The sequence below is a fragment of the Alishewanella jeotgali KCTC 22429 genome (assembly GCF_000245735.1).
Lineage (GTDB): Bacteria > Pseudomonadota > Gammaproteobacteria > Enterobacterales > Alteromonadaceae > Alishewanella > Alishewanella jeotgali.
In genome coordinates, this window is record NZ_AHTH01000005.1 from 198126 (window position 1) to 222989 (window position 24864).

Sequence of the window (24864 nt, forward strand, 5' to 3'; positions counted from 1 at the left end):
GTTTAATCCTCTGCAGTTGCCAGTTCACCACGGGTAATGGCTTGAATAAAATCTAGCTTTAACAGTAACTGCTTCATACCGTCTACATCTAGCCGCTCGGTATTATGCGAGTTGTAATCTTCCAACTCGTTAATCAGCTTATCGCCCTGATCGAAAAACTTGCCGTAGTTTAAGTCTCGGTTATCTGGCGGTACGCGGTAATACTCACCCATATCAATAGCACAAGCACGTTCTTCACGGCTTAATAGCGCTTCAAACAACTTTTCACCATGGCGGGTACCAATAACATTTACCGGATGCTCAGGCTTTTGCATCAGCTCTAATAAGGCTTGTGTTAATACTTCGATAGTAGCTGCCGGCGCCTTTTGAACGAAGATATCGCCATTGTCGCCATGCTCAAAGGCATACAACACCAGATCAACTGCATCTTCCAGCGTCATCATAAAGCGCGTCATATTCGGATCGGTAATGGTAATGGGCTTGCCGGAACGCACCAGATCGACAAATAACGGAATAACAGAGCCACGCGACGCCATAACATTGCCATAGCGGGTGCCACAAATTACGGTTTTAGCCGGGTCCAGGTTACGGGCTTTAGCTACCATCACCTTTTCCATCATGGCTTTAGAAATGCCCATGGCATTAATAGGATACACGGCTTTATCGGTACTTAAGCACACTACACGGGATACACCGTTAACAATTGCCGCTTCCAGTACGTTCTCAGTACCCACTACATTGGTTTTAACCGCTTCCATAGGGTAAAACTCGCAGCTTGGCACCTGCTTTAAAGCAGCGGCATGGTAAATAAAGTCTACGCCACGGGTAGCATTGAGTACGCTGTTATAATCACGTACATCGCCGATATAAAACTTTAACTTCGGATGATTATACTTTTTACGCATATCATCCTGTTTCTTTTCGTCACGGCTAAAAATACGGATCTCTGCAATATCAGTATCGAGAAACCGACGCAAGACAGCATTACCGAATGAGCCGGTGCCGCCGGTGATTAGTAAAATTTTATCTGAAAACATTAGACTTAACCCTAACTCTTATAAACTATGAACATCCAATTTCAACGTTAAAACAATTAAAAACCAAAGCAAATCATACAGAATCAACGATTAAACTGAGGTCAAACTGATTCGAAACTATCAATAAATCTTTTAGCGATGAAATCCCAACTATAATTTTCTTTCATTTTACTATGAGCGATATACTTAAGTCGTTCCCGAGTGTCATGATCTAAAAAACTAAGAATAGTACGCTTTAAATCCTCAACATCAGCCTCTTTGTAGCTTGCCCCAGCTCCCTGCCACCTCTCTGTAGCTGGCTCCTTATCACTCATAATAATAGGCAGGCCACAAGCCGCAGCATCTAAGGTGCTGGTGGTAAGAGATTTCGGCCATACAGCTATATCGCACATGCGATAATACTTCGGTAAATCAGCCCACGGCTGAAAATCAATCAGTTTCGATTGGGTATAATTAGAAAGCACTTTGCTATAGTCACCGCTTCCAACGAACAAGGCTTTAATAGCAAAACCTTCGGCATTAAGTTCCTCAACTGCTTGCGCAAGAATCTCTATACCTTTGGTTGGGGTAATTCTTCCGGTCCAAATACAAATAATATCATTTGCAGCAAAACCAAGCATAGCTCGCATCTGAGCGCGCTCTGCTTCAAACAGTTCATTCGTAACAGGCACATATTTGTCGGTGTCTACCCCTAAAGGAATCATCTCAGTTTTACTACGTGGCACACCATAAAAATCAACTGCCGCATCAACACAATCGTTGGTTGAACCAATGCATTTTGAAACGAAACTGGCTAAAATTCGGCCGGGCATTTTACGGGTTACGAAATTAAAAGCTTTCGTAAAATTCAAACCCTCTTTCTTCAACGCAGGTGAAGCTGCAGAATAAGCCATTCCAGTAGATGTGAATACTCTAAAATTTGAAAAAAACTTAGATAAAATCACTTGGCCTAACACAGGAGAAGCCAAACCTCTTACAACCACTACACTAGGATTGAGTTGAAGTAATTTCTTCTTGAAATCTCTAAGTATAATTCTACTACCAATAAAAATGGGATCTAAAGTATGAATAAAGACCCCATTTCGATGCTCTGTATGTAAATGGGGAAAGCTTTCACTAACGAATCTGTGCCCAGTCTTGTTTTGGTAGTACATCGGGAGCCTGGACGTAATAATATGCACCTCATACCCCAGCTTTGCCATACTTACCGGAAGTAAATTATCAATATAACCAAGCCCTTCTGTATATGTTTCAACCACATAAACAATTATCACTTACAACCCTCTTTAATTCTCATACGCTTATCTACGGAGAACATGAAATAAATAACAAGAAGCACACCACCAAAACTTATCATAGAAGTTGCCAAAGCAGCGTTGGACAACGAAACTACAAAAACAGAAATCGATAGCAAAACAAATTTTTCGTTATGCTTCCTAGAAACAAGATCAAAAAAATAAAAGAATGCAGAAAACAATGGCGCCATTATTAGCATCCCTAAATAACCAAAAGATGTGAAACCATCACTTGCATAATAGGGCGCGTTAAAGGTACCAAGCCCATATTTTGTATCCAACACCATTGGGATACTCTCAGAATAAGGATAGTCAACGAATAAATTAACGCCCGTTATGTGAGAGAAGTATGTATATTGGTTTCCAAGAAAGAAATCACTATAAACGGCTAGAGACAAGCCTTGAATAAGAAAAACTCTTAGACTAATCACGCCCTCGTAGACGAACTTGAGCTCTTTCAGCGACTCGCCAAACATTAAAAGAGGCAACAAGAGAAGCACTGAGAAAACCAATGGGATAAAATAGTTCCCGTTCTTTAAGGTTTTATAATATCCATAACTTAAAACAAAATACCCAAGAGAGAATATATAAATCTTTGCGCCAATAGTGAAATACAAAAACGAATAGCCCATAACAACCGCTAAAACAACTTTCCAATTACCAAGAACCAGCGCCCTCGCCATAATGACAGGAAGAAAAAAATTGGCCATCCAAGAGATAAAATATCCGAACGATCCCAAGCCCATTTCTTTTATTGCGTCTCTCTTTGAATATACATCCAACAATGAAACAAAAGAGAAATTCCACCCGACTTTATAAAAAATTAGAATAGATAGAGGAACAGCAAGAGCATAGACAATTGAAATTGTCGGAATACCAAGAATGGATATTTTTCTTATATCGAAAAGCGGCAACCTTGTGAACAAGGCATTGATAGAGAAACAGACAAATAGAACTAAAGAAAGAACAAAATCCTCTACATTATAAGCTAAACCGACATCATTTAATATGACAAGAGTCGGAATATAAACAACATAAAAAATTATTGTCACAACATAAACACTTGGCCTTGGATTTGAAACAGGAATAAGCAGTGTTGGAACCAGAATAAAAAAAACGATAGAGAAAATATGAAAGAAAGTTGGACTTCCATCACCATAGCCAAAATATTTAAAACTAGTTGCAGCTACAGAAGCATAGGCATAATAGAGAGATAATGTAAACAAACAGGTAAACGCAATAAATATCACTCTATTCTTTGTAAGTTTCATGCTTTACCACCTAAAGAAGCCCTGAAACAATAAAAATAATAGATTATAAAACTTACACTCAGTGAGAATGACGTTGCAACAACGCTTAACAAAGGACTATTAGAATATAAAAAGGCACCAGCTAAAACTGCTAGCAGGAAAAAAAACCTGAATAATTGCCAATTAAACTCCTGAGCCTGCCTACCTGATATCATCATTGAATAAGAAACTGGCGAAGTCAAATATTGAAGGAAAAACATCGGCATTAAAATTTTAATGTAAATTGATGTTTCAAGCCAAGCCTCACCAAAAAGCAAAACTATCAACCACTCAGATAATAGATAAAATAATAAGAAACCTAATATCCCAGTTGAAGCACTGAATAAGCTAACTTTAACAAAAGAGTCTTTAAAATTATTTAGCCTTTTATACTCATCTAACGCTCGAGCTCTATAAACCTCGCCAATCGCTCTTCCAATTAAAGCAGTGGGCATTCCGGCGAGCCTCGTTGCGAGCCCATAATAACCAGAAAACGATGCTCCATAGAAAAAACCGATCAAGTAAATCGGACAATTTGAAGATATATAGTTCACAAAAGTTCCGGGGAATACAAACTTAAGGTAGTTAATATTTCTCCTAAAAGTTACAGATAGAGCGACTTTGCTAAACATAGATCTATTTAGTTGTTTCCGCTCTATTGATTTAAACAAGATAACGTTTGAAAACCAGAACCCGACAACTAAGCCAATGTAAGCACCCGCTTCTATGTCCAAGTAGAAAACTAGAACAATCTGAACACATGCACAAACTGCGCTGTTTGCTAGTTTACTCCCAGACATCAATGTAAAGAGACCACTGTAATTGGCGTGCATATAGAATACCTGATTGACACCCATACCTACTACAGCAAGTGGAAGCATAAGCCAATACCACGATAAAACATCAAAATAAAAGAGAAATACCGTGGCGCCGGATAGAATAATAAAATTAACTAAATTTAACACCAACGATATAGCAACTAATTGCCGCTCTTCTCTTGCATTCCGAGCCGCATTTATTGCATATTCGAATCTCAGCGATGTTAGCGCCCCCAACATCATTAATGTGGTATAGAAAAGAGTGTAGACACCGAAACTATCTGCACCCAGTTTCATAGTCATAAACGGTAAAACAGCAAGCGGTAGTACTTGTGCCACCGCTGTGCCACTGACAAGTTTGAAAATGTTACGAATAAACAAGTTAAAGACTACTTTAGCGTGTTAAGTATATTACTTAATGTTTCGAAGTTGAGATATCCATGCATAGGTAAACTAAATACCTTCTTGCATAAACTCGATGCAACCGGAAAATCACTGTCTGTATAGCCTAATGATTTAAATGCAGTTTGTTGATGCATACAGGTACCGTAGTAGACCATTGCTGGAATATTACTCTTCTTCAGCAAATCAATAAGACCGTCACGGTTTTCACTAACTAAAGTATACTGAGCCCACGAACTTAAATAACCATCGGGAACAAAAGGGACTTGATAGCTTGTACTAAGCGCATCAGAATAAGTATTAGCTGCGTTATTTCTACTAACCAGCTCATCAGGAAATACTGCTAACTTTTCTAGTAATACCGCTGCTTGTATTGTGTCTAAGCGACTATTTATGCCAATTCTAACATTGTCATACTTATCTTTGCCTTTACCATGAACCCGATAAGATCTAAATAAGGCAGCATATTCATCATTATTAGTAAAGATTGCCCCGCCATCGCCATAGCATCCCAGGGGTTTCGCAGGAAAAAAACTTGTCGTTGCGATATCGCCAAAGCTTCCGGCGCGTTTTCCATTAATTTCGCCACCAAAACCCTGGGCGGCGTCTTCAATTAGCTTTAAACCGTATTTATTAGCAATAACCTCCAGCTGCGGATAGTTCGCTGGCAAGCCAAACAAATCTACTACAATTATAGCTTTGGGGGTTAATTTACCCTCAGCAATAACTTGTTGAATACGGCGCTCTAAGTCCTGCGGACATATATTAAATGTGCGTTCGTCTGAATCTACAAATACCGGCGTGGCTCCTGCATAAGCCACAACTTCCGCTGTGGCAAAAAAGGTAAAGGTAGGGCAAAATACAACATCACCCGGTTTAATTTCCAATACCATCATTGCCAACTGCAGGGCATCGGTACCGTTCGCACAGGTAATACAATGTTTAACGCCAACATATTCGGCCAGTTTTAACTCGAGCTCTTCGACTTCGGGCCCCATTATATAGTTGCCGTGATCTAGTACTGATTGAATTCGCTTATCGATACGCTGTTTTAAGTGCTGGTACTGCGCGGCCAGATCAATGAACTGCATATTAACTAACCTTGCTCAAAGAATTATTATTCAGAACATAGCGGGCTCCTGTATGTTCACATACTGCCTCACCCTCACCATTAACTGGTAAGTTTAAGCGCTCGCCATATTCACTCATCCAACCTAACTGCTTAGCCGGTACACCTACCATGAGTGCATAAGCCGGTACATCTTTGTTAATCACAGCACCAGCGCCAACAAAAGCAAACTCGCCTATAGTGACACCACATACGATAGTGCAATTTGCACCTAGCGTAGCGCCCCTTTTTACTAAGGTATCGCGATATTCGTTCTTACGCTCTATTAAGGACCGAGGGTTATAGACGTTGGTAAATACCATACTAGGGCCGCAAAACACTCCCTCTTCTAAGTGTACGTTGTCATAAACCGAAACATTATTTTGAATTTTACATTTATCGCCAATTGTCACTTTGTTGCCAACAAACACATTTTGGCCAAGTGATACGCCTTTACCAATACGGGCGCCGCCGCAAACATGCACAAAATGCCATACGCGCGAACCTTCACCAATAATAGCGCCTTCATCGACAATAGCACTTGGGTGTACTTGGTAGTTACTCATATGACTAAACCAGCTTTGCTACAAAGGGGTGATAATCACCAGTCAACGGGCTAATCGCAGCACTACGAATGTGTGCAACGGTTTCTATTGCAACTCTATTCTCTTCTAATCCAAAGCCTCGACCGGCTAAAATTTCGCGGTAGCTAACAGTATGTAAATCAGTAAAACCATCGGAGAATTCAATAGACTCGCCATCTGCAGTAATAGCGCGATAGGTACGCTGACCAGCAGCCCTTACATCTGCAGGAATGTCGTTAACATCAACTGAGAGGAACCAACGCACCCGGGCTTTTTCATATTCCAAATAGCCAGCAGCCTTGGTTGGTGAGTTATAATGTACTTTATTGTCTTGCAGTTTACCAAAGACAAAATGCAACATATCGTAGAAATGCACACCTATATTAGTAGAAATACCACCGGACTTTTTATCGTCACCTTTCCATGACTGTAAATACCAATGACCACGTGAGGTGATATAGGTAAGATCAACATCAAACTTTTTATCAGCAGGACTGGCTGCAACTTTAGCTTTTAGGGCGATAATAGCGGGGTGCAAACGTAATTGCAGAATCGTATTAACCCGTCTGCCTGTTTCACGTTCAATCTCCTGCAAACCGTCAATATTCCATGGATTTAACACCAATGGTTTTTCGCAAATTGCGTCAGCTCCTGCTCGAAGTGCAAACCTCATATGTGAATCATGCAGGTAATTTGGTGAGCAAATGGCAACGTAATCTATTTGCTTACCATCACCTTGACGCCGCAACTTATCCACATGCCGGTCAAAACGTTCGAACTCCGTAAAAAAGTCGGCATCTGGAAAATGGCTATCTATTATTCCTACTGAGTCATTTTTATCTAAAGCCGCGACCAGATTATTGCCGGTTTCTCTGATAGCTTTCATATGACGTGGCGCGATATAACCTGCAGCACCGATTAATGCGAAATTCTTCATTACTACGACCTCTTAATATTAAAAGCGGATATCAACCAGATTCTTTTCCAAAATATATTTTAAATCATAAATCACACTATCAGGACGACAGAACTTTCTAATACCTATTGCGCCCATTGCTTTGAATTCGTTGTGTCCAACAGCGAGAACAACGGCGTCATAATTGCCATGCACCGGCTGTTCTATTGGTGTAATGCCGTATTCGTGTTGCGCTTCTGATACGTCAACCCAAGGATCGAAAACATCTGCCCGAACACCGTATTCCTTCAATTCCGTTAGTATGTCCATTACTTTGGTATTGCGAATATCTGGGCAGTTTTCTTTAAAAGTTAAACCCATAATTAAAACTCGGGCGCCATTTACATGTATTCGTTTTTTAAGCATGGCTTTTACAAGCTGGCTTACCACATATTCTCCCATACGATCGTTAATACGTCGTCCAGCTAATATCACTTCTGGGTTGTATCCAGCCGCCTGCGCTTTGTGGGTTAAATAATAAGGATCCACCCCAATACAGTGCCCGCCAACCAAGCCTGGGCGGAAAGGAAGAAAGTTCCACTTAGTACCGGCCGCAAGTAATACCTCTTCGGTATCGATACCTAACTTATTAAAAATAACTGCTAACTCATTGATTAAGGCAATATTCAAATCACGTTGTGTATTTTCAATTACCTTTGCTGCTTCGGCTACCTTTATCGAACTTGCCTTGTATGTTCCAGCTGTTACGATGCTACGGTATAAATTATCGACAAAATCGGCCACTTGTGGCGTTGAGCCAGAAGTGACCTTTTTAATTGTCGTAACCCGATGCTCCTTATCACCAGGATTGATCCTTTCAGGGCTGTAACCGGCAAAAAAATCTACATTAAACTTTAATCCTGAAACACGTTCAATGACGGGAATGCAATCCTCTTCTGTCGCACCGGGGTAAACAGTAGATTCATAAATGACAACATCTCCAGCTTTAATAACCTTACCTAATGTTTCTGAAGCTTTGATTAAAGGAGTAAGGTCCGGCTGTCGATGCTCGTCAATTGGAGTTGGTACAGTAACAATGTAAACGTTAGCTGTGCTTAATTGGGATAAATCATTGGTGTATGAAAGCAGAGTTGCGGTATTCAATTCTTCACTGCTAACCTCAAGTGTATGATCCACTCCCTCGCTTAATTCTTTAATTCGGTTTGCATTTATATCAAAACCGATCGTAGGGTAATGTTTGCCAAACTCCACAGCCAAGGGTAAACCAACATAACCCAAACCAATAATAGCTATCTTCGATTTTTCTAGTTCAAACATGTAATTAATTCCAGCTTGGGAGTCAACGACTGACCTTTCGATTGAAATGTCTTCCAATAACAAAAATTACTGAAAACATACCACCAATAATAATTGATAACGCCACCATTAATGCTCGCGCAGGTTTAGCCTTCTTTTCTGCTACAACTGCAGGATCTACCACTTTTAACACATACTCGCTTCGAACGTTTGCGAGCATTAAGGTTTTGGTTTGTTCTTCAATTAACGAAAATAACATTGCTCTTGCATCTGCAATATTAGTTTGGGCAATTTGCTCATTTAGATAAGTGATACTACGCTGTGCCTGGTTTAAATCTCGCTGACGAATATCTTCATTAATTTCGGTTACTAAGCTGTCAACCCACTGTTTAGCCAAAAACGGAGAATAATGTTGCACACTAATTTTTACCATACCGTTACTTTTATCTTGTGACACACTCATGGTCTTGATAAACCGGGTATAAGTTTCCTGCACACTGGGTTTTGGTTTAAATGGCGGTTTAACTTTTCTTACCCATTGCTCTGTTTCTACATCATAAACCTTGGGGTTTATTTTTAAGCTATTGTCGGTGGGGTTCCAGCCCTTTGCTGCCATTACTGGCAGATACAAGTCATACTTATCTATAAAACGGCCAATAAAATCGCGGCTTTTTAGTACTTCTAATGCCAAATTGGTTTTTTCATTGCCCATGCCGGGCCTAAAACCGGCTAACGCCGCCAGGCCACCTAACTGACCAGGCATACGCATACTACTATCTTCGGTAACCGGAGCTAGCAATGCCTCACTTTGGTAGATATTCGGCAAACGTATCGCATAAAATACTGCTGCCACGGCAAACAAGAAGGTAGTAGCAATAATTATCCACTTCCCTTGCCAGATGGCGCTAAATAGCTCGCGCAAATCAATCTCGTCATCCGCTGCTGCGGTTTGCGGCGCGTTTATATTCTCAGACATAGTATTCCTTGTTAAAGCCATTTGGCGCCTGTTTACCAGTTATAGCCAGCAGCAACCAGGCACCAAAAACTAAACATTCAACATTCAACATTCAACATTCAAGAATGTTAAAGCGTTGCAATAGCTGCTATCGCCACCGCACTGTTGTATATAATTTGCGTTGCAGTGGCCCAAATGGTTAAGCCATCTTTGTATTCGGTATTTAACGGCACCACTATGGTATCGCCGGCTTCTAAACGGTTGCGGTTAATGGCAAACCAACTGCTGCTGCGGCTCATTACACTGCCATCGGCTTTAATTACATATACCGCTTTTTGATCGGCCCGTTGTTTAAAGCCACCGGCACGGTTTAAATAATCTTGTACGCTTAACCCCGCCGTAAATACATGGCTGGACGGGTTATGCACCTCGCCAATAATACTGATGGCGTTACGCCTCTGCGGTACAAAAATTTCGTCACCGTCTTCCAATTGAATATTCTGGCCGCGCACCCCCGCCAAAGCCGAGTTCATATCAATTACCAAGCGGCCAATAGCTTCGGCTTCGTTAAGTTTGGCTGCCAGTTCTTCGGCTTCGGCAATAGAGGGGCCTGTTGTACCCACAGTTGCCGATTGGGCAGCTAACTGCTGTTGTAAACTCAGCCGTAATGCATCCAGTTGTTTGCGCTCGTTTTCACGAATACTGGCACGGCTAAATACTGCAGCCTCGGGATGCGCCTGGGTGGTAAAGCCACCAGCCCGGTTTATTACATCGGCCAGGCGTTCGCCCTTTTTAATGGTATAAGTCCCTGGAAACTTAACCTCACCAACCAACCGAACGGTATTGGTTTCGCGCCAATCCGGAATGCGCTTAATTTGTAATGTATCAAGCGGGCTTAGGGCAGTAACACTGGCGTTATCCAGAGCTAATGCCCGGTGTTCCGTGCTGAATACGGCGCTACCGTCGGTACTGCGCCGGGTTAGCTCTGCCGTTACCGCATAGCTGGACTCACGAAAGCCACCGGCTACATCAATAAGTTGTTGTGCCGTCATGCCCGACGTTAAGGGGTAACGCCCCGGAAAACGCACATCACCTTCTATGTTAACAACCAGTTGTGGGGTTTCTTTGTCGGCTTGCTGCGTTAACTTGTTAATTAGCCCTGCTACCACGGGTTCGCGCGGTTCTACCATAGAAAACACATGCAAGGTATCCAGCTCTTGCAGTGGTAAGGCCAAATCTTGTGGGCTAGCCAAAGACACTACTTGTACACTGGTTTTAACCGTAGCACTGTTAAAGCGTGAAATCAGGGCGTAGTTTTTGTCGGCAAATTGGTCCAGATCAAAGCCGGCCTTTAACAAATCGGCCAGTGTCATGCCTTTAGTTAGCGGATAATTACCGTTAAAACGGCTAAAGCCAACTATCGACACTACTTTGGGCGGTTGTAAAAAGCGGGCTTGGTTACGTAACTCAGCTATTAGCCCTTGTAACCGCTCGGTACGATCTTCGTTAGCACCAAACAGAAAAAGTTTGTCGCGCGGCTGCAGTAACAGGTTGGCCGCCGAACCCGGCTGGGTAATGGCCAACGCCGGGTTAAAGGCAATAACTTCAATTTCCCGGGTTGGATACACTTCGCGCCGAATAATGCCGTAGTTTAGGTCCGGGTTTGGTAGCAGTTCACGCATGTCAGGCAGAACGTCGGAAATACGCATACCTTCCCGCCAGCCAAAGCCACCTGGGCGGTGCACATGCCCGGTAAGTTGCACAATATTTTCAATTTGATCCAGCACTGAATACACTTCAAGAATATCGCCCTGGCGTAACGTTGTGGCTTTGCCAGCGGCCTGGGTCAGGTCGATATCTTTCAGCATTTTTGCGCCGTTGGCATCAATGCGCTCTAACCGTGATACTGCCGGAAAGGCGGTAGGTAAAAAACCACCCGCCAGGCGCACGATATCGTCTGCCGTTCTTTCATTTTTTAGTTCGTAAATGGCCGGGCGCAGCACTTCACCACCAATACCCACTGTGCGCTCAATAGTAGGGATAAACACTACGTCTCCCGGCTGTAACATAATATCGGCCGAGGTATCACCGCGTAGGAGTAAATTATATAAGTCGAGTTGGGCTACAGTTTTGCCGCTGCGCTTTATTTCAATATTACGCAGTGAACCAATTTTTTTAACACCACCGGCTGCCATAATGGCGTGTGTTGCGGTAGACAGCGAGCTGATAGTGTAAGCACCAGGCTGGAAGGCTTCGCCCAGCACAAATACGCGAATAGAGCGCAGTTCACCCATGGTTACGTTTAGCTGGTTACCGATCATTTGCTGCTGCACTACAGTAGCCAGATTTTGTCGCAATTCACTAAAGGTTAAACCGGCCACCATAATGGGGCCAATGCCGGGGAAGAATATTTGGCCGTTGCGGTCTACGTTCAGCTCTTGCTGAATGTTTTCTTTACCATAGAGTTGAATACGAATACTGTCGCCTGGCCCTACAATGTAGTCTGTTGGCACCGGAATATCCGATACCGGGGCAAAAGTGCTGGGCGTACCGGCAAACAGGTCGTAACCGAATTGCTTAAGGTTTTGCCGTAAGTTGCGGGCTTTTTGTGTCGGTTTAGCGGCTTTATCGCCATTTTCGGCTTTATCTACATTTGCCGTAGCTCGTTCAATAGTATTATTCCACTGCTCTGCTTGTTCGCTTTGCGGACGTCGCGGTGTGGTTAACTCTTGCAAACTGGGGGCAGGTTGCATTGGTGTGGCTACTGCCGGGCCAGTAAGTTGCGATAAGTCAACACCATACTGCGCAGCAATGGCTTCTTGCTGGGCTCGGGGAAGTTGTTTAAATTGCTCAATTTGTGCCGCAGTAATTTGCTGTGCCATAGCACCGGCGCTGAGAAATACTCCCAGGGTGCAGGCCGCAATGGCGCGGAAAAGACTCTTTGACAACCTCATTAACATGCTTCCGTTTAGTTGGTTATTAATATTGAAATCATAGTTTACGGCTTTAGGTACGCTACCGCCCTTGAGTTAAGCGCCCCAAAACTAAAAATGTGTATTTTTCAAACGCGGGATTATAACTGATATCCCCTCAGGTTATTACCTGAATACGTATTTTTTATGACACCAGCTAACAGCTGCCTTAGGCTGATTTTTCTATGTGCTTATTATCTATTGTTATTTTTAGCTGTTGCCCTAAAAAACTTAACAGAATAATGCTGCGGGTTTCACCGTCTGGCTGCTGAAATACGGCATTTAGGCTAGCAAAGGGACCAGCTAAAATGGCCAGTTGCTCGCCGGTTTTAAAGGGTTGCTGCTCTGGTTGTTGTTGTAGTTCGAGTTGTTGTAGTAGCAGGCTTTGCACAAGTTGGTTGGGTACCGTTGCCAGGGTATCGCCAAAGCGAACCAGGCCACCTACCCCACGGGTACTGCGAATGCATGACAGATTTGGCGTGTTAGGACATTTTAAAAAAATATAGCGCGGAAACAGCGGCTCGCTGACGATAACGGCTTTACCGGCACGGAGCTTTTTGCTGCGAATAAAGGGGGCGAAACTTTCAAAACCCTGATTTGCGAGATGCTGCTGTGCCCGCTGCTCTTGCCTGGGTTTGCTATATATCAGATACCAGTTGTCCATAACTTAACGCTTCCGTAAAACTGGGCGCGATATTAGTGCATTGCCGTAGCTAAGGTCAATCATTTATGCTTGCCCCGCGGTTGGCTGCACTTATATTCACCAACGCCACTCCATTTTGGCGCCTACGGCATGCTCGAATACCTTTTCATTATGTTGCTGGCCGCGTTGTAACTCGTAATCTATGCTCGCCAGGCCGCTGAGTATTGGGTGTTGGTAGCCAACATTCACTACGGTGGCGTCGATAAGCTGTGACGTTTGGGTTAACACTTTCTGCTGTGAGGTGCGGTTACTAAACTTAAGGTATCCAGACTGACCATTGGCAGCGCTAATTTGCACACCCGCAACCCATTGTTTTTCATAGGGTGCGCCAATTGCGCCCGGCTGAATAAACAACCACTGTGCGTAGTTTTCCGGTATGTGCTGATACTCTGCAAAAAACCGTAATAAAATGTCCTGGTTACCCACATAATAATGGCTACCCAGTAACCAGCCATTAGTTTGCTGTTCTCCACGCTGCGCCGACAGCTCACCATATACCGCGGCCTGTGCCGTCAGGTTATAGCGGGCATCTAAACCTAGTGTGGTGATATTGTCTTGTGGTAGTAAATCGCTGTATAGGCCGGTTGTTATTTGCTCACTTAGCTGTGGTTTAAGTTGTCTGCCGGTAACGCCCAACTCTAAGGGTTTAATTGGCCTTAGCGACACACGGGCCGCAGTGTAACGGGCGTGGCGGGTTGGTGCCGTACCAGCATATTCGCCCAGCTGCAAATTAACATTAACAGGGCCTAGCCATTTTAAATGCTGATGTAACGGTAAATTAGAATTAAGACGGTTTATTTGCAGGCTTTTCGTTGGCCGCTGCTGGTTGTTAAAGCTAAAGCTGCTGGTAATAGCCGGGCCCCACCACTGCTGTTGTACCGAGGCCACGAGTACCCAGTTTCCGGCGATGTAGGCGCCATAAGAGCCATCCCAATTCGTTTTATTTTGCGATTTAGCGGTGGCGTCGTAGCTATCACGACGAATGCTTTTTACCAGGCCGCTGGCCCAGTTTTCGTGTTTAGATTCGTAGCTTAATGTTGCGGCAGCCTTTTCGCCAAACTGGTTGCCAAAACTGGCTGTTGCCAGCGGATCGCTACTGGCTTGCAGGCTGGCAGTTTTTATTGTGCTGCGCTGTGCATAGCTGGCTGCCGACTTCACCCGCAAATAGGCAAACAGTTCGGCCGAACTCAGGTTTTGGGTATTAACTTGCTGCAACTGCTCCATGACGGGCTGCCACATTAACGGCCAGGTGTTAACCGGAATATTTAAATGGCCGCTATTCGACAGCAGTTGAATACTTTGCTGCAAAAATTGATCGTCCGTATTTATCCACGGCGTGGCGTGCAGCATTGAGGAAAAGGCTACAGAGGCTGACGCCAGAACAACTTTAGAAACAAACCGCATAAATTTTCTCTGACATCCTGTGCAGACTCATTATCGCGGCAATGCTATCAAAGGCCCGCCGGGGTTACAAGTTTTGAGTTTTGAATGGTGAGTGGTGGGGTTTTGGGTTTTGGGTTTTGGGTTTTGGGTTTTGGGTTTTGGGTTTTGGGTTTTGGGTTTTGGGTTTTGGGTTTTGGGTTTTGGGTTTTGGGTTTTGGGTTTTGGGTTTTGAGTTTTGAGTTTTGAGTTTTGAGTTTTGGGTTTTGGGTTTTGAGTTTTGAGTGTTGGGGTTTTGGTGTTGTGTGGTGGGCGATGCGTTATAATAGCTAAAAAATTAGTGCCTTGATTATGAAAATTTTAGAGACGGCTTTGCCGGGTTGCTTGTTGATTGAACAGCCGCAGTTTAATGATAACCGGGGTTGTTTTCGGGAGTTGTATGTGCAGCAGCGTTATCAGGCTGCAGGTATTACTGAGCCACTGCTGCAAGACAACCTATCGCTGTCGGGTAAGGGCGTGATCCGGGGTATGCATTTTCAGCGGCAGCAACCGCAGGGCAAGCTGGTAACGGTGCTTAGTGGCAAAATTTACGATGTAATGGTTGATATTCGCCCTACTTCACGCACTTTTGGGCAGTGGCAAGCAATTGAGCTATCGGCGGAGCTGCCGCAACAACTTTGGATCCCGCCGGGCTTTGCCCACGGTTTTCAGGCATTAGCGGATAATAGCCTGGTATTTTATAAAACCAGCAGTTATTACAACGCACAAGATGAGGGCGCTTTTAACGCCTTCGACCCTCAGCTTAATATCCCCTGGCCTGTTAAAGAGGCCGTTTTGTCTGGCAAAGATAGCCAGGCTCCAGCTTTTCAGCAGGTTTTTAACCGCGGCCGTTAGTTAGGGCATGTTGTTTTAGATACCACAGCACAGTTTTGCGCAGACCGCTGGCAAAGCTTTCTTGCGGCTGCCAGCCTAACTCGCGTTGTATTTTACTGGTGTCGATGGCATAGCGCTGGTCGTGGCCGGGGCGATCGGTTACGTGGGTGATGAGTTTTGAATGTTGAGTTTTTAGTGTTGAGTTTTTAGTTGGGGCTAGTTCGTCCAGTAGCGTGCAGATGGCGTTTACTACGTCGAGGTTTTTGATTTCGTTGTGGCCGCCGATGTTGTAGGTTTCGCCTACCTTGCCTGTTGTTAATACGGTAAGCAGCGCTCTGGCGTGATCTTCTACAAATAGCCAGTCGCGGATTTGTTCGCCATTACCGTATACCGGCATGGGTTCGCCGGCCAGGGCTTTGGTAATCATAAGCGGGATCAGTTTTTCGCGGTTTTGATACGGGCCGTAGTTGTTTGAGCAGTTGGTGATCAAAATTGGCAAGTTGTAAGTGCGATGCCAGGCACGTACCAGATGATCGCTGGCTGCCTTGCTGGCCGAATAGGGGCTGCTGGGGGCATAGGGTGTGTTTTCAGTAAAAAGATCGTTACTACCGGCCAGATCGCCGAATACTTCGTCGGTGGAGATATGCTGAAACCGGAAATTGGCTTTTACTACCGCTGGGGCGTGCTGCAGATAGGCCCTACTCGCTTCCAATAAGGTGTAGGTACCGATGATATTGGTATTGATAAAGTCTGCCGGGCCAGTAATAGAGCGGTCGACATGGCTTTCTGCGGCCAGATGCATTACGGCATCGGGCTGAAATTGCTGGAATAAGCTATCTAAAGCGGCACGGTCACAAATGTCGGTTTGCGAAAAATAATAGCGGGGCGAGGCTTCGATGTCGGCTAGCGCTGCTAAATCGGCAGCGTAGGTTAGCTTGTCGATATTGACCAGGGTGTAGTCGGTTGCCTGAAATAAGTGTCTTAGCAGGGCTGAGCCGATAAAGCCCGCGCCACCTGTTACAAAAATAACCTTTGCCATATTACCTTGCACTGTTTTGCGCTATTTACTGAGCTTGTTATTGCGCTCTTTGTCGCAGCCTGTATTAAACGCTTTATTGAGCTGCGTATTTAATTAAGTTGGGTGTTGGGCTGCTTAATTCGCCGCCTGGTTTAGCATCCGGCTTAGCGCCAGCTTTAAACTGTGGCGCCAGGCTGGCACCGCTGTATTAAAGTGCAGCTTAATTTTGCCGCTGGCCAAGGCGCTAAAGGCCGGCCGGCTGGCGGCAGTTGGATAGGCGCTAGTTTGAATGGGTTCGACCGTACATTCAAGTCCGGCAGTGTGGAAAGTAGCGCCGGCAAAATCGTACCAGCTGGTAATGCCGTTATTGGCGTAATGCCAAAGCTGTGGCGGGCTAAATAGCGGCTGCCCGGTAGCCTCAGCCATTTGTAATATCGCAATAGCCAGATCGCGGGCATAGGTTGGGCTACCATATTGATCCGCAACCACTTTAAGCGGTTTACCGCCTTGTGCCAGCCGCAGCATGGTTTTTACAAAATTGCTGCCAAATTCTGAATACAGCCAGCTGGTACGGATAATAGCCCCTTTGCAACCACTTTGTAACAACGCCTGTTCACCGGCCAATTTACTGGCGCCATAAACTGACTTGGGGGCTGGGGTATCCAGTTCGGTATAAGGGTGTGCCTGATCACCGGCAAAAACATAGTCGGTACTGATGTGCAGCAACACGATATTGTGCAGGGCTGCTTGCGCTGTCAGGTTTGCCACGCCATCGCGGTTGATGCGGTAGGCTTGCGCCGGTTCGGCTTCGGCTTTATCTACTGCAGTATAGGCCGCGCAGTTAATGATAACCTGCGGCTGATAGCGCTGTATGGCTTGCCCGATACTGGCAGTATCGCAAATATCGACTTCGCTACGCGCGCTGCTAATAAGCGTTAATGACGGAAACCCAGCCGCTTCGGCTTGTAGCGCCTGGCCTAGCTGGCCATTGGCGCCTGTTATCAGCACCAGAATAGAATTTGTCATTCAACATTCAACATCAGAAAACCCATCCTGAATAGCCAGAATGTTATGGTAGGCGTAAACCCGACTTGAAGCAAAGCGTAAGGCAGAATGGCATTAAGTGCAATCAGGTGTGCCAAAGTACACATCCTTCAGCTAAAGCCTACCGAGGGTTGTTATCGTACTTTGTAGCTAACTATTACATTTAAAATCAGCTTAAGCTCTATTTAATGGTTATTTTTGGCAGAAATTGCCAGTAATCGCCATTATTATAGCTTTAACTGTACTCTCATGCTAAATTTTGACTATTATTGTCAAATACTTCATTTTAGGAGAGTCTCAATGTTGATTGAGATGAGCGTTGCGAATTTCCGCTCGTTGCATGGCTTACAAACCTTTAGTCTGGTAAAAGGTAAAGGCGATGAACTAGCCGTATCCAATTCCTTTAGGGTTGCTTCTGTAAACGAACTAGATCTGCTTCGTTCTGCTGCGATTTACGGCCCTAATGCCAGCGGAAAATCTAATTTTCTTCGTGCGTTGCAAACGATGAAACGTGTCGTGCTTGAGTCTGCCACCAACCAGCAGCGAGGCGATCGCTTGCCTGTCACGCCATTTCGCCTTTCACCAGAAACTCGCCAAGCACCAAGTGAGTTTGAAGTAACCTTTGTGGTACAGAATGTGCGCTATCAATATGGATTTTCAGCAACACCTGAACAGATCCATGAGGAATGGTTGTTGGCTTATCCTAAAGGGCGTGCCCAACGCTGGTTTACCCGTGTTTGGATGGCAGAGCAAAACCGGTTTGAATGGGAACTTGGTAATAACCTGGCTGGAGAAAAACAGCTGTGGCAAAAATCTACCCGCGACAACGCCCTATTTCTTTCGACGGCTGTGCAATTAAACAGTGAGCAGTTGCAACCTGTTTTTGACTGGTTTAAGAGCAAGCTTCGCATGACTAATGTTGGTGGATGGGGGCCTTCATTTAGTGCATCACTGTGTGAAAATGATAAAAAATCCAAGGTGATGGACTTTCTTAATGCCGCGGATATTCATATTGACGATATTTTAGTTGAGACAAAATCTTTTGATCCGAGTGATTTGCCTGTCGATATGCCGGATGCGCTGAGGGGGGCTATTTTAGGAGAAATGAAAGATAGAAAAATCCTTGAAATTAAAACGGTTCATAAAGGCAGCGACGGTGAACCGGTGACATTTGATTTTCGCGATGAGTCAGACGGTACCCAAAAGCTGTTTTCATTTGCGGGGCCTTGGATTGATGCTTTAGAAAATGGCTATGTGCTATTTATTGACGAGTTACACGACAATTTGCATCCAAGATTGGTTCGCTTTCTGGTCGAGTTATTCCACAATCCGAAAATTAACTCAAAAAATGCGCAATTGGTTTTCACGACTCATGAAACCTCTATTTTAAACCAAGAGGTATTTCGTCGGGATCAGGTGTGGTTTTGCGAGAAAGATGCCGCTCAAGCCACGAAGCTCTATCCTTTAACAGATTTTAGTCCGAGAAAAGGTCGCGAGAATCTGGAACTGGCCTATCTTTCTGGACGTTATGGTGCTTTACCCTTTGTTAAGAACATTAGCTCGGCCTTTTAAGAGGGATATTTTGTGGGTACGGATAACTTTTTTCATAAGCGAAAGGCAAAAAGTTCGAAAGACCTCAAGAGAAGAACTGCGCGCCGGGAAGCTTACAAAAAAATTCTGATTGTCTGTGAAGGTGAAAAAACAGAGCCCAATTACTTTGAAGATGCCCGTGAACATTATCGACTTAATACGGTTAATGTTGAAGTTCGAGGTGATTGTGGGTCTGATCCAATGAGTATCGTCAACTTTGCAAAGCAGCGTTTCCGGGAAGAGAAAGATGCTGGCGATCCGTTTGAACAGGTCTATTGCATTTTTGATAAAGATGGCCACAGTACCTATGCACAAGCTTTAAGTTCCATAGCATCGTCTACGCCGCGAGGTGTTTATTTTGCCATTAATTCTGTTCCTTGTTTTGAGTATTGGCTGCTATTGCATTTTGTTTATACAACCAGACCTTATACAGCGCTTCCCGGAAATAGCTCAGGTAATCAGGTTTTAACGGAACTAAAAAACTTCATTCCGGATTATGAGAAAGGTAGCCGAAAGATATTCTCAAGCCTTATAGCTCAATTGGAGCAAGCAAAGCGATTCGCCGAGAGGTCTTTGCAAGAAAGCTACCGTATTCAAACAGATAATCCGAGTACGCATGTGCATAAACTTGTTCAGGTTCTGCAGGATCTAAAAAGCTGAGTTTGATGCATCATCGCGGTTAATGCAGGAAAGCCAACCAACATTATTTCTGATCGTAAATTGTATATTCATTTTCGTGGCTTTATGATGCTTATATCACTTCTCTAGCGTTATAAGGATCGGATAATGCTGTCCTCTTTTGCAAAAGTTTCTGTTATTGGCCTGGGTTATATTGGTTTACCTACTGCAGCGGTTATCGCTTCGCGCGGTGTTGAGGTGGTGGGTGTTGATGTGTCTGAGCATGCGGTTAATACCATTAACCAGGGTAAAATTCATATTGTTGAGCCTGATTTAGATATGCTGGTGCAGGCTGCCGTAACCACCGGTAAGCTGCGGGCGTCGTTAACCCCTGAGCCGGCTCAGGCTTTTATGATTGCTGTGCCTACACCCTTTAAAGACGATAAAGCGCCTGATCTGAGTTATATTCGCGCGGCGCTGGAAAATATAGCCCCGGTTATCGAAAAGGGTAACCTGATTATTCTGGAGTCGACCTCTCCGGTTGGCACTACCGAACAAATTGCGCAGTGGTTAAGCGAGCTGCGGCCGGATTTAAAAGTACCACTGGACCCTTCTGACAATGCCGATATCTTTATTGCCCACTGCCCTGAGCGCGTATTGCCCGGCCGGGTTCTGCAAGAGCTGGTAAGCAACGACCGCATTATTGGTGGTATTACCGATCGCTGCGCCGAAAAGGCCATGGGCTTATACCAGTTATTTGTGCGCGGTGAGTGCTTGCGTACAATGCCCGCACCGCCGAGATGGCAAAGTTAACTGAAAACGCCTTCCGTGATGTGAATATTGCCTTTGCCAACGAGCTATCGCTGATTTGTGATGAGCTGAAAATTAACGTGTGGGAGCTGATTAAACTGGCCAATCGCCACCCTCGGGTTAATATTTTAAGCCCTGGCCCTGGCGTAGGCGGCCACTGTATTGCGGTTGACCCTTGGTTTATTGTCGACTCAGCCCCTGCCCTGGCACGGATGATCCGCACCGCCCGTGAAATTAACGACGGTAAGCCGCACTATGTGATTAACAAGGTGAAGGAAGCGGCTGATCAGTTTAAACGCCCGGTAATTGCTTGTTTGGGCCTGGCGTTTAAAGCCGATATCGACGATTTACGTGAAAGCCCGGCGCTGGATATTGCTGAGCATTTGATTAACGACAATGTAGGCGAAGTTCTGTTGGTTGAGCCGAATATCAAAGAGCTGCCAAAACGCTTAAGCCAGCATAACGACAAGCTCACCACCCTACCCAAAGCCTTAGAGCGCGCAAATGTACTGGTGGTGCTGGTTGATCACCGCCAGTTTAAGGCACTGCATATTAACGATGTCACCACCAAGGTGGTAATCGATACCCGCGGTATCTTCGGCTAGTTATCCGCAAAGAGGGTTTGGGGTCAGAAGGTTTGGGGTCAGGTCTGAAGGTTTGGGGGTCAGGTCTGAAGGTTTGCGAAGGTTTGGGGGTCAGGTCTTGCTTTTTGCTTAATGCGAAGGTTTGGGGGTCAGGTCTTGCTTTTTGCTTAAAAGGCAAAAAGCAAGACCTGACCCCAAACCTCTATTCAAACTCAAAAGGATTAATCGCTCTAACTGTTGGAAAATCAGCGGTGTTACGGGTGACAACAACTAAATTATTCGCCATAGCTGTGGCAGCAATTAAACCATCCATTACGGCAACACGGTTGGGCACATTTATTTGTGCATAATGCGAAGCGACATTCTGAGTTATGTCCAAAATTCGGCCTTGGAAGTGCGTTTTAACTACTTGATTTAACCAGATCCGAAGTGGCATTGCCTGCTGGGGATCACGCCTCTCGAGCGACAAAACTCCCATCTCTAACTCTGCCATTGTTATAACGGATAAATAAAGATGCTCGGCAGACACAGACTCTGCCCAACGCCGCACGTTTTGGTCTAGCCGATTTGTGCCAGATTTACGTAGTTCGGATATAACGTTGGTGTCTAAAAGGTACATCAGAAGATGACTTCTCTTGGAAAATCTGTTTGCCGCTCAATGTCAAAGTCAACTTCAGCCGCGGCCGGATAAGCCAGCAAATCGGTGATTTTCTGGGTTTTAGCATTTAACTTTTTGTATTCTTCCGCGGATAACAGAACAGCTTCAAGTTCACCGCGGTTAGTAATATGCACAGGACCTTTTTTGGCAGCACGTTTTGCCGCAGCAGCGTCGTGATTAAATTCTCTGCTAGTCATAGTTGTATGCGACATAAATGTACCCCCAATACTGACAATGTAGCTTTATTATAGCTGAAGCCAAAAAAATAACCATTCACGTCTTCGGCGAGCTTTGGGGTTAGGTATTTTTGCTTAAAAGGCAAAAAGCAAGACCTGGCCCCTAACTTCCCAAAGGCAAAAAGCAAGACCTGACCCCTAACTTCCTTTAGTTAAACGTTAGGTTGTACTGCACAATAATACGGTTTTCGTCGATATCGGTGCGGTAATTGGCGCGGGCCGTGACATTGCGTAGCCGCAAGCTTAAGCCTTTTAATGCTCCTTGCTGCACGCTGTAAGCCAGATCGAGATCGCGTTCAAAGGCCTCGCCATCGCTTACAGTAGCTACCTGGGCGCCATGACTTTTAATGTAGCGCAGGGTACTGCTTAAACCCGGTATGCCAAAGTGGCTAAAGTCGGTGTCGTAACGCAGTTGCCAGGATTTTTCGCCGGCCGAGGCAAATTCAAAAGTTGGTACTTCGTTACCCAGAATACTGACATTGGCAAATACCCGAGGGAAGGCGCTGTCGCCGCGCATTTGCTGATAGCCGATATAGCCGGTATGTGCGCCCTGCTTTAGCGAAAACAGCGCGTAAAAGGCCTGGTTATCCAGCTGGTTTAACAGTGCGCGGCCATGCTCCTGCGCCGAAAATACCCCAAGATTAGCTTTAAACTGCAACTGCTGATTCAGTGCAATTTGCTGCTGCCAGTTCAGATAAACTTGCTGATAGAGGTCTTCCAGCTGCGCATACCAAAGCCGCCACTGGCTGTTCGCCGTTAACTGATAGTCAGCGCCAAGATAGCGAAAGCTGTCGCTGCTGACCTGGCGCTGCGGCACATGCCCCAGCATCGCCTGTAATTTATCGCGCCCGGCGCGGTTTCGCAGACTGGTGCTTTCCAGATAGCCAGCCTGTAATGTCAGCTTGCTGCTCAGCACAGCGTGCAAACTGGCGCCCTGATAGGTTGGTGGCAATAGCCGGATATCGCTATAGGTTAATACCGGCAAATTCGGCAGTAACTCCCCTACTCTCAACTCAGTGCTGCCGGCCTTTAGTTTTAGTGTACCGGCCAGTCGGCCGTAGCTGTCGGCGGCAGTGCCATCATCGTCCAATGCCAGTAAACCGCTATTGATTTTGCTGCGACTGCTGTCGAGCTTAACGCCGGCGAAGGCATGCACGTCAAAACCGACCTGCAGCGGCGTCGCACTATAGCCGGATTTAAAGCTTGCCACCGCGCCTTGTGCCCATTCGACTGTGCGCCGTGGCCCCGGACTTTTAAGATCGCTAAACTCGCGCGAGAAATAGTAGTTTCTTAGCTGTAAATCAAGCTTGCTCTCCTGCCACAGTGGGGTGATTTCCCCATCAGCCTGTGCGGCATTGGCAATAACAGCAGCCAGACTAAAAACGATATAAGATAAAGACTTAGCTGCTTTAGAGCGGTTTGTTTTGCTAAATTCAGGCCGCACGAAGCCGCCACACATATCATTGCGCATAAAAAATCCTGTCGAAAAAGTATTAGGGTGTTAGTTCGTTCTGTTTATAAGTAAGTACAACATGGGTCAGTAAGCCGGCGGTTAGGCCCCAAAAGGCGGCAGCCAGACCGAATAAGCTGACGCCCGAGCTGGTAAGTAGCAAGGTAATCAGGGCGGCTTCGCGGGTTTTGGGCTCTGCCATGGCAGAGTGCAAGGCGCCGGCAATAGCACCAAACAGCGCCAGCCCCGCCAAGGCCGCAATAAAAGCCCTGGGAAAAGCACTAAACAGTGCCACCAGGGTGCCGCCAAAGATCCCCAGCAGCAGATACGCCACACCACCACTGATACCGGCGATATAGCGCCTGGCCGGATCCGGATGCGCATCTTTGCCAGTGCAGATCGCCGCAGTAATGGCGGCCAGGTTTAAACCATGACAACCAAAGGGCGCCAGCGCTGCACTGCCCAGCGCACTATGGGTTAACAGCGGGCTGGCGGCCAGTGGGTAACCAGCTTGTCGTAGCACTGCCATACCCGGCATAAACTGGCCGCTTAGTGCCACCAGCAATAGCGGCACCGACACATTAAGCAAAGCCTGCAGGCTAAATACCGGTGTCGTCCACACCACTGTGGCTAACTGCCAGCTGATCAGCTTGGTATCGACCTGCCCCTGCCACAATGCTATGGTTAGCCCGGTCAGTAATACCAGCACGATGGCGTAACGCGGTAAAAAGCGCCGCCCCAGCAGATAAGCCAGTAACATTAACAAGACCAGTAGCGGGTTTTGCGGCAATACCCCAAATACCGCCATGCCAAACTGCAGTAAGATGCCACACAACATGGCTGCCGTAATGGCCGGCGGTAACAGCTTTAGCAGCCGGTCAAAGGCACCGGTTAGCCCCAGCAGCAGTAGTAACAACGCGGTCATCAGATAAGCGCCAACGGCTTCGGCATAACTTAATCCCGGTAACAGTGTTAATAGCAGCGCTGAGCCGGGCGCCGACCAGGCGATAATCACCGGCACCTTGTAGTAATAACTGAGGGCAATGCCCAGTACACCACTGCCAATCGAGATGGCCCAGATCCAGGAGCTCAGCAGGGCTGCGGGTAACTCTGCCACAGCGGCAACCTGAAAAATAATCAACAAAGGGCCGGCATAGGAAATCAAGGTCGCAATTAAACCTGCCACCAACGCTGATACTGAGCTATCCCGCAGTACAGTTCGCATTGC

Annotated in this window: 21 protein-coding genes and 1 pseudogene; 4 read left to right on the forward strand and 18 right to left on the reverse strand. The window is 45.6% G+C overall.

The window, feature by feature from the left end; genetic code table 11:
• Positions 1–2 precede the first annotated feature (2 nt).
• The 12 genes from AJE_RS02465 to AJE_RS02520 all read right to left on the reverse strand — a co-directional run bounded on the left by AJE_RS02465 (position 3) and on the right by AJE_RS02520 (position 14779).
• A complete protein-coding gene (locus AJE_RS02465) occupies positions 3–1037 on the reverse strand; it encodes a polysaccharide biosynthesis protein (protein ID WP_008949506.1) in 1035 nt (344 codons plus the stop codon).
• 101 nt (positions 1038–1138) lie between these two features.
• On the reverse strand, positions 1139–2311 hold the full coding sequence (locus tag AJE_RS17915; RefSeq protein ID WP_008949507.1) for a glycosyltransferase family 4 protein: 1173 nt from the start codon (positions 2309–2311) through the stop codon (positions 1139–1141).
• Positions 2308–3603 (reverse strand): hypothetical protein, encoded by a 1296-nt coding sequence (locus tag AJE_RS02475; RefSeq protein ID WP_008949508.1) that lies wholly within the window; start codon positions 3601–3603, stop codon positions 2308–2310. Before AJE_RS02475 ends, AJE_RS17915 begins: the two co-directional genes overlap by 4 nt.
• On the reverse strand, positions 3600–4820 hold the full coding sequence (locus AJE_RS02480; protein ID WP_008949509.1) for a lipopolysaccharide biosynthesis protein: 1221 nt from the start codon (positions 4818–4820) through the stop codon (positions 3600–3602). The genes AJE_RS02475 and AJE_RS02480 overlap by 4 nt, the downstream gene beginning before the upstream one ends.
• Before the next feature lie 8 nt (positions 4821–4828).
• Positions 4829–5932, reverse strand: a complete 1104-nt coding sequence (locus AJE_RS02485) for a DegT/DnrJ/EryC1/StrS family aminotransferase (protein WP_008949510.1) — start codon at positions 5930–5932, stop codon at positions 4829–4831.
• A gap of 1 nt (position 5933) precedes the next feature.
• On the reverse strand, positions 5934–6515 hold the full coding sequence (gene wbpD, locus AJE_RS02490; RefSeq protein WP_008949511.1) for a UDP-2-acetamido-3-amino-2,3-dideoxy-D-glucuronate N-acetyltransferase: 582 nt from the start codon (positions 6513–6515) through the stop codon (positions 5934–5936).
• A gap of 4 nt (positions 6516–6519) precedes the next feature.
• Positions 6520–7470 carry a Gfo/Idh/MocA family oxidoreductase gene (locus AJE_RS02495; RefSeq protein WP_008949512.1) on the reverse strand — a complete coding sequence of 317 codons (951 nt, stop codon included), beginning with the start codon at positions 7468–7470 and terminating at the stop codon, positions 6520–6522.
• An 18-nt stretch (positions 7471–7488) separates the two neighbouring features.
• Positions 7489–8766: a Vi polysaccharide biosynthesis UDP-N-acetylglucosamine C-6 dehydrogenase TviB gene (gene tviB / locus AJE_RS02500; RefSeq protein WP_008949513.1), complete on the reverse strand. Its 1278-nt coding sequence runs from the start codon at positions 8764–8766 to the stop codon at positions 7489–7491.
• A 22-nt stretch (positions 8767–8788) separates the two neighbouring features.
• Positions 8789–9721, reverse strand: coding sequence for a Wzz/FepE/Etk N-terminal domain-containing protein (locus tag AJE_RS02505; RefSeq protein ID WP_008949514.1), 933 nt, complete (start codon positions 9719–9721; stop codon positions 8789–8791).
• A gap of 107 nt (positions 9722–9828) precedes the next feature.
• Positions 9829–12654, reverse strand: coding sequence for a polysaccharide biosynthesis/export family protein (locus AJE_RS02510; RefSeq protein WP_008949515.1), 2826 nt, complete (start codon positions 12652–12654; stop codon positions 9829–9831).
• A gap of 187 nt (positions 12655–12841) precedes the next feature.
• Positions 12842–13336, reverse strand: a complete 495-nt coding sequence (gene rfaH / locus AJE_RS02515; RefSeq protein WP_008949516.1) for a transcription/translation regulatory transformer protein RfaH — start codon at positions 13334–13336, stop codon at positions 12842–12844.
• A 96-nt stretch (positions 13337–13432) separates the two neighbouring features.
• Positions 13433–14779 (reverse strand): capsule assembly Wzi family protein, encoded by a 1347-nt coding sequence (locus AJE_RS02520; RefSeq protein WP_008949517.1) that lies wholly within the window; start codon positions 14777–14779, stop codon positions 13433–13435.
• Between the two features lie 327 nt (positions 14780–15106).
• On the opposite strand from AJE_RS02520, the gene rfbC reads away from it, so the two are divergent.
• Entirely contained in the window at positions 15107–15649 is a 543-nt protein-coding gene (gene rfbC, locus AJE_RS02525) for a dTDP-4-dehydrorhamnose 3,5-epimerase (protein ID WP_008949518.1), read from the forward strand.
• Here rfbC and rfbB read toward each other — a convergent pair.
• Together rfbB and rfbD are read right to left on the reverse strand one after the other, a co-directional pair.
• Entirely contained in the window at positions 15633–16667 is a 1035-nt protein-coding gene (rfbB, locus tag AJE_RS02530; RefSeq protein ID WP_008949519.1) for a dTDP-glucose 4,6-dehydratase, read from the reverse strand. The two genes, rfbC and rfbB, sit on opposite strands and share 17 nt — an antisense overlap.
• A 114-nt stretch (positions 16668–16781) precedes the next feature.
• Positions 16782–17672, reverse strand: a complete 891-nt coding sequence (gene rfbD / locus AJE_RS02535) for a dTDP-4-dehydrorhamnose reductase (protein ID WP_008949520.1) — start codon at positions 17670–17672, stop codon at positions 16782–16784.
• A gap of 318 nt (positions 17673–17990) precedes the next feature.
• On the opposite strand from rfbD, the gene AJE_RS02540 reads away from it, so the two are divergent.
• The 3 genes and pseudogenes from AJE_RS02540 (at position 17991) to wecC (ending at position 21313) form a co-directional block, all read left to right on the forward strand.
• The gene (locus tag AJE_RS02540) at positions 17991–19262 is read left to right on the forward strand and encodes an AAA family ATPase (RefSeq protein ID WP_008949521.1); all 1272 of its coding nucleotides are present in this window, start codon (positions 17991–17993) and stop codon (positions 19260–19262) included.
• Between the two features lie 12 nt (positions 19263–19274).
• Positions 19275–19940, forward strand: a complete 666-nt coding sequence (locus AJE_RS02545) for an RloB family protein (protein ID WP_008949522.1) — start codon at positions 19275–19277, stop codon at positions 19938–19940.
• A 126-nt stretch (positions 19941–20066) separates the two neighbouring features.
• Positions 20067–21313: pseudogene (wecC, locus tag AJE_RS02550) on the forward strand (UDP-N-acetyl-D-mannosamine dehydrogenase).
• 181 nt (positions 21314–21494) lie between these two features.
• On the opposite strand, the gene AJE_RS02555 reads toward wecC, so the two are convergent.
• From AJE_RS02555 to AJE_RS02570, 4 genes are all read right to left on the reverse strand, one after another.
• Entirely contained in the window at positions 21495–21911 is a 417-nt protein-coding gene (locus AJE_RS02555; RefSeq protein ID WP_008949523.1) for a type II toxin-antitoxin system VapC family toxin, read from the reverse strand.
• Positions 21911–22147, reverse strand: a complete 237-nt coding sequence (locus AJE_RS02560; RefSeq protein WP_237709283.1) for a type II toxin-antitoxin system prevent-host-death family antitoxin — start codon at positions 22145–22147, stop codon at positions 21911–21913. The genes AJE_RS02555 and AJE_RS02560 overlap by 1 nt, the downstream gene beginning before the upstream one ends.
• A gap of 187 nt (positions 22148–22334) precedes the next feature.
• On the reverse strand, positions 22335–23657 hold the full coding sequence (locus tag AJE_RS02565) for an OprD family porin (RefSeq protein ID WP_008949525.1): 1323 nt from the start codon (positions 23655–23657) through the stop codon (positions 22335–22337).
• 22 nt (positions 23658–23679) lie between these two features.
• Positions 23680–24861 carry a benzoate/H(+) symporter BenE family transporter gene (locus tag AJE_RS02570; RefSeq protein ID WP_008949526.1) on the reverse strand — a complete coding sequence of 394 codons (1182 nt, stop codon included), beginning with the start codon at positions 24859–24861 and terminating at the stop codon, positions 23680–23682.
• Between the last annotated feature and the right edge of the window lie 3 nt (positions 24862–24864).

Excerpts from the sequence above, each read along its gene's own strand:
- AJE_RS02465 (WP_008949506.1), bottom strand. The coding sequence starts at position 1,037 with ATGTTTTCAGATAAAATTTTACTAATCACCGGCGGCACCGGCTCATTC.
- AJE_RS02475 (WP_008949508.1), bottom strand. The coding sequence starts at position 3,603 with ATGAAACTTACAAAGAATAGAGTGATATTTATTGCGTTTACCTGTTTG.
- AJE_RS02485 (WP_008949510.1), bottom strand. The coding sequence starts at position 5,932 with ATGCAGTTCATTGATCTGGCCGCGCAGTACCAGCACTTAAAACAGCGT.
- wbpD (WP_008949511.1), bottom strand. The coding sequence starts at position 6,515 with ATGAGTAACTACCAAGTACACCCAAGTGCTATTGTCGATGAAGGCGCT.
- AJE_RS02495 (WP_008949512.1), bottom strand. The coding sequence starts at position 7,470 with ATGAAGAATTTCGCATTAATCGGTGCTGCAGGTTATATCGCGCCACGT.
- tviB (WP_008949513.1), bottom strand. The coding sequence starts at position 8,766 with ATGTTTGAACTAGAAAAATCGAAGATAGCTATTATTGGTTTGGGTTAT.
- AJE_RS02505 (WP_008949514.1), bottom strand. The coding sequence starts at position 9,721 with ATGTCTGAGAATATAAACGCGCCGCAAACCGCAGCAGCGGATGACGAG.
- AJE_RS02510 (WP_008949515.1), bottom strand. The coding sequence starts at position 12,654 with ATGAGGTTGTCAAAGAGTCTTTTCCGCGCCATTGCGGCCTGCACCCTG.
- rfaH (WP_008949516.1), bottom strand. The coding sequence starts at position 13,336 with ATGGACAACTGGTATCTGATATATAGCAAACCCAGGCAAGAGCAGCGG.
- AJE_RS02520 (WP_008949517.1), bottom strand. The coding sequence starts at position 14,779 with ATGCGGTTTGTTTCTAAAGTTGTTCTGGCGTCAGCCTCTGTAGCCTTT.
- rfbC (WP_008949518.1), top strand. The coding sequence starts at position 15,107 with ATGAAAATTTTAGAGACGGCTTTGCCGGGTTGCTTGTTGATTGAACAG.
- rfbB (WP_008949519.1), bottom strand. The coding sequence starts at position 16,667 with ATGGCAAAGGTTATTTTTGTAACAGGTGGCGCGGGCTTTATCGGCTCA.
- rfbD (WP_008949520.1), bottom strand. The coding sequence starts at position 17,672 with ATGACAAATTCTATTCTGGTGCTGATAACAGGCGCCAATGGCCAGCTA.
- AJE_RS02540 (WP_008949521.1), top strand. The coding sequence starts at position 17,991 with ATGTTGATTGAGATGAGCGTTGCGAATTTCCGCTCGTTGCATGGCTTA.
- AJE_RS02555 (WP_008949523.1), bottom strand. The coding sequence starts at position 21,911 with ATGTACCTTTTAGACACCAACGTTATATCCGAACTACGTAAATCTGGC.
- AJE_RS02560 (WP_237709283.1), bottom strand. The coding sequence starts at position 22,147 with ATGACTAGCAGAGAATTTAATCACGACGCTGCTGCGGCAAAACGTGCT.
- AJE_RS02565 (WP_008949525.1), bottom strand. The coding sequence starts at position 23,657 with ATGCGCAATGATATGTGTGGCGGCTTCGTGCGGCCTGAATTTAGCAAA.
- AJE_RS02570 (WP_008949526.1), bottom strand. The coding sequence starts at position 24,861 with ATGCGAACTGTACTGCGGGATAGCTCAGTATCAGCGTTGGTGGCAGGT.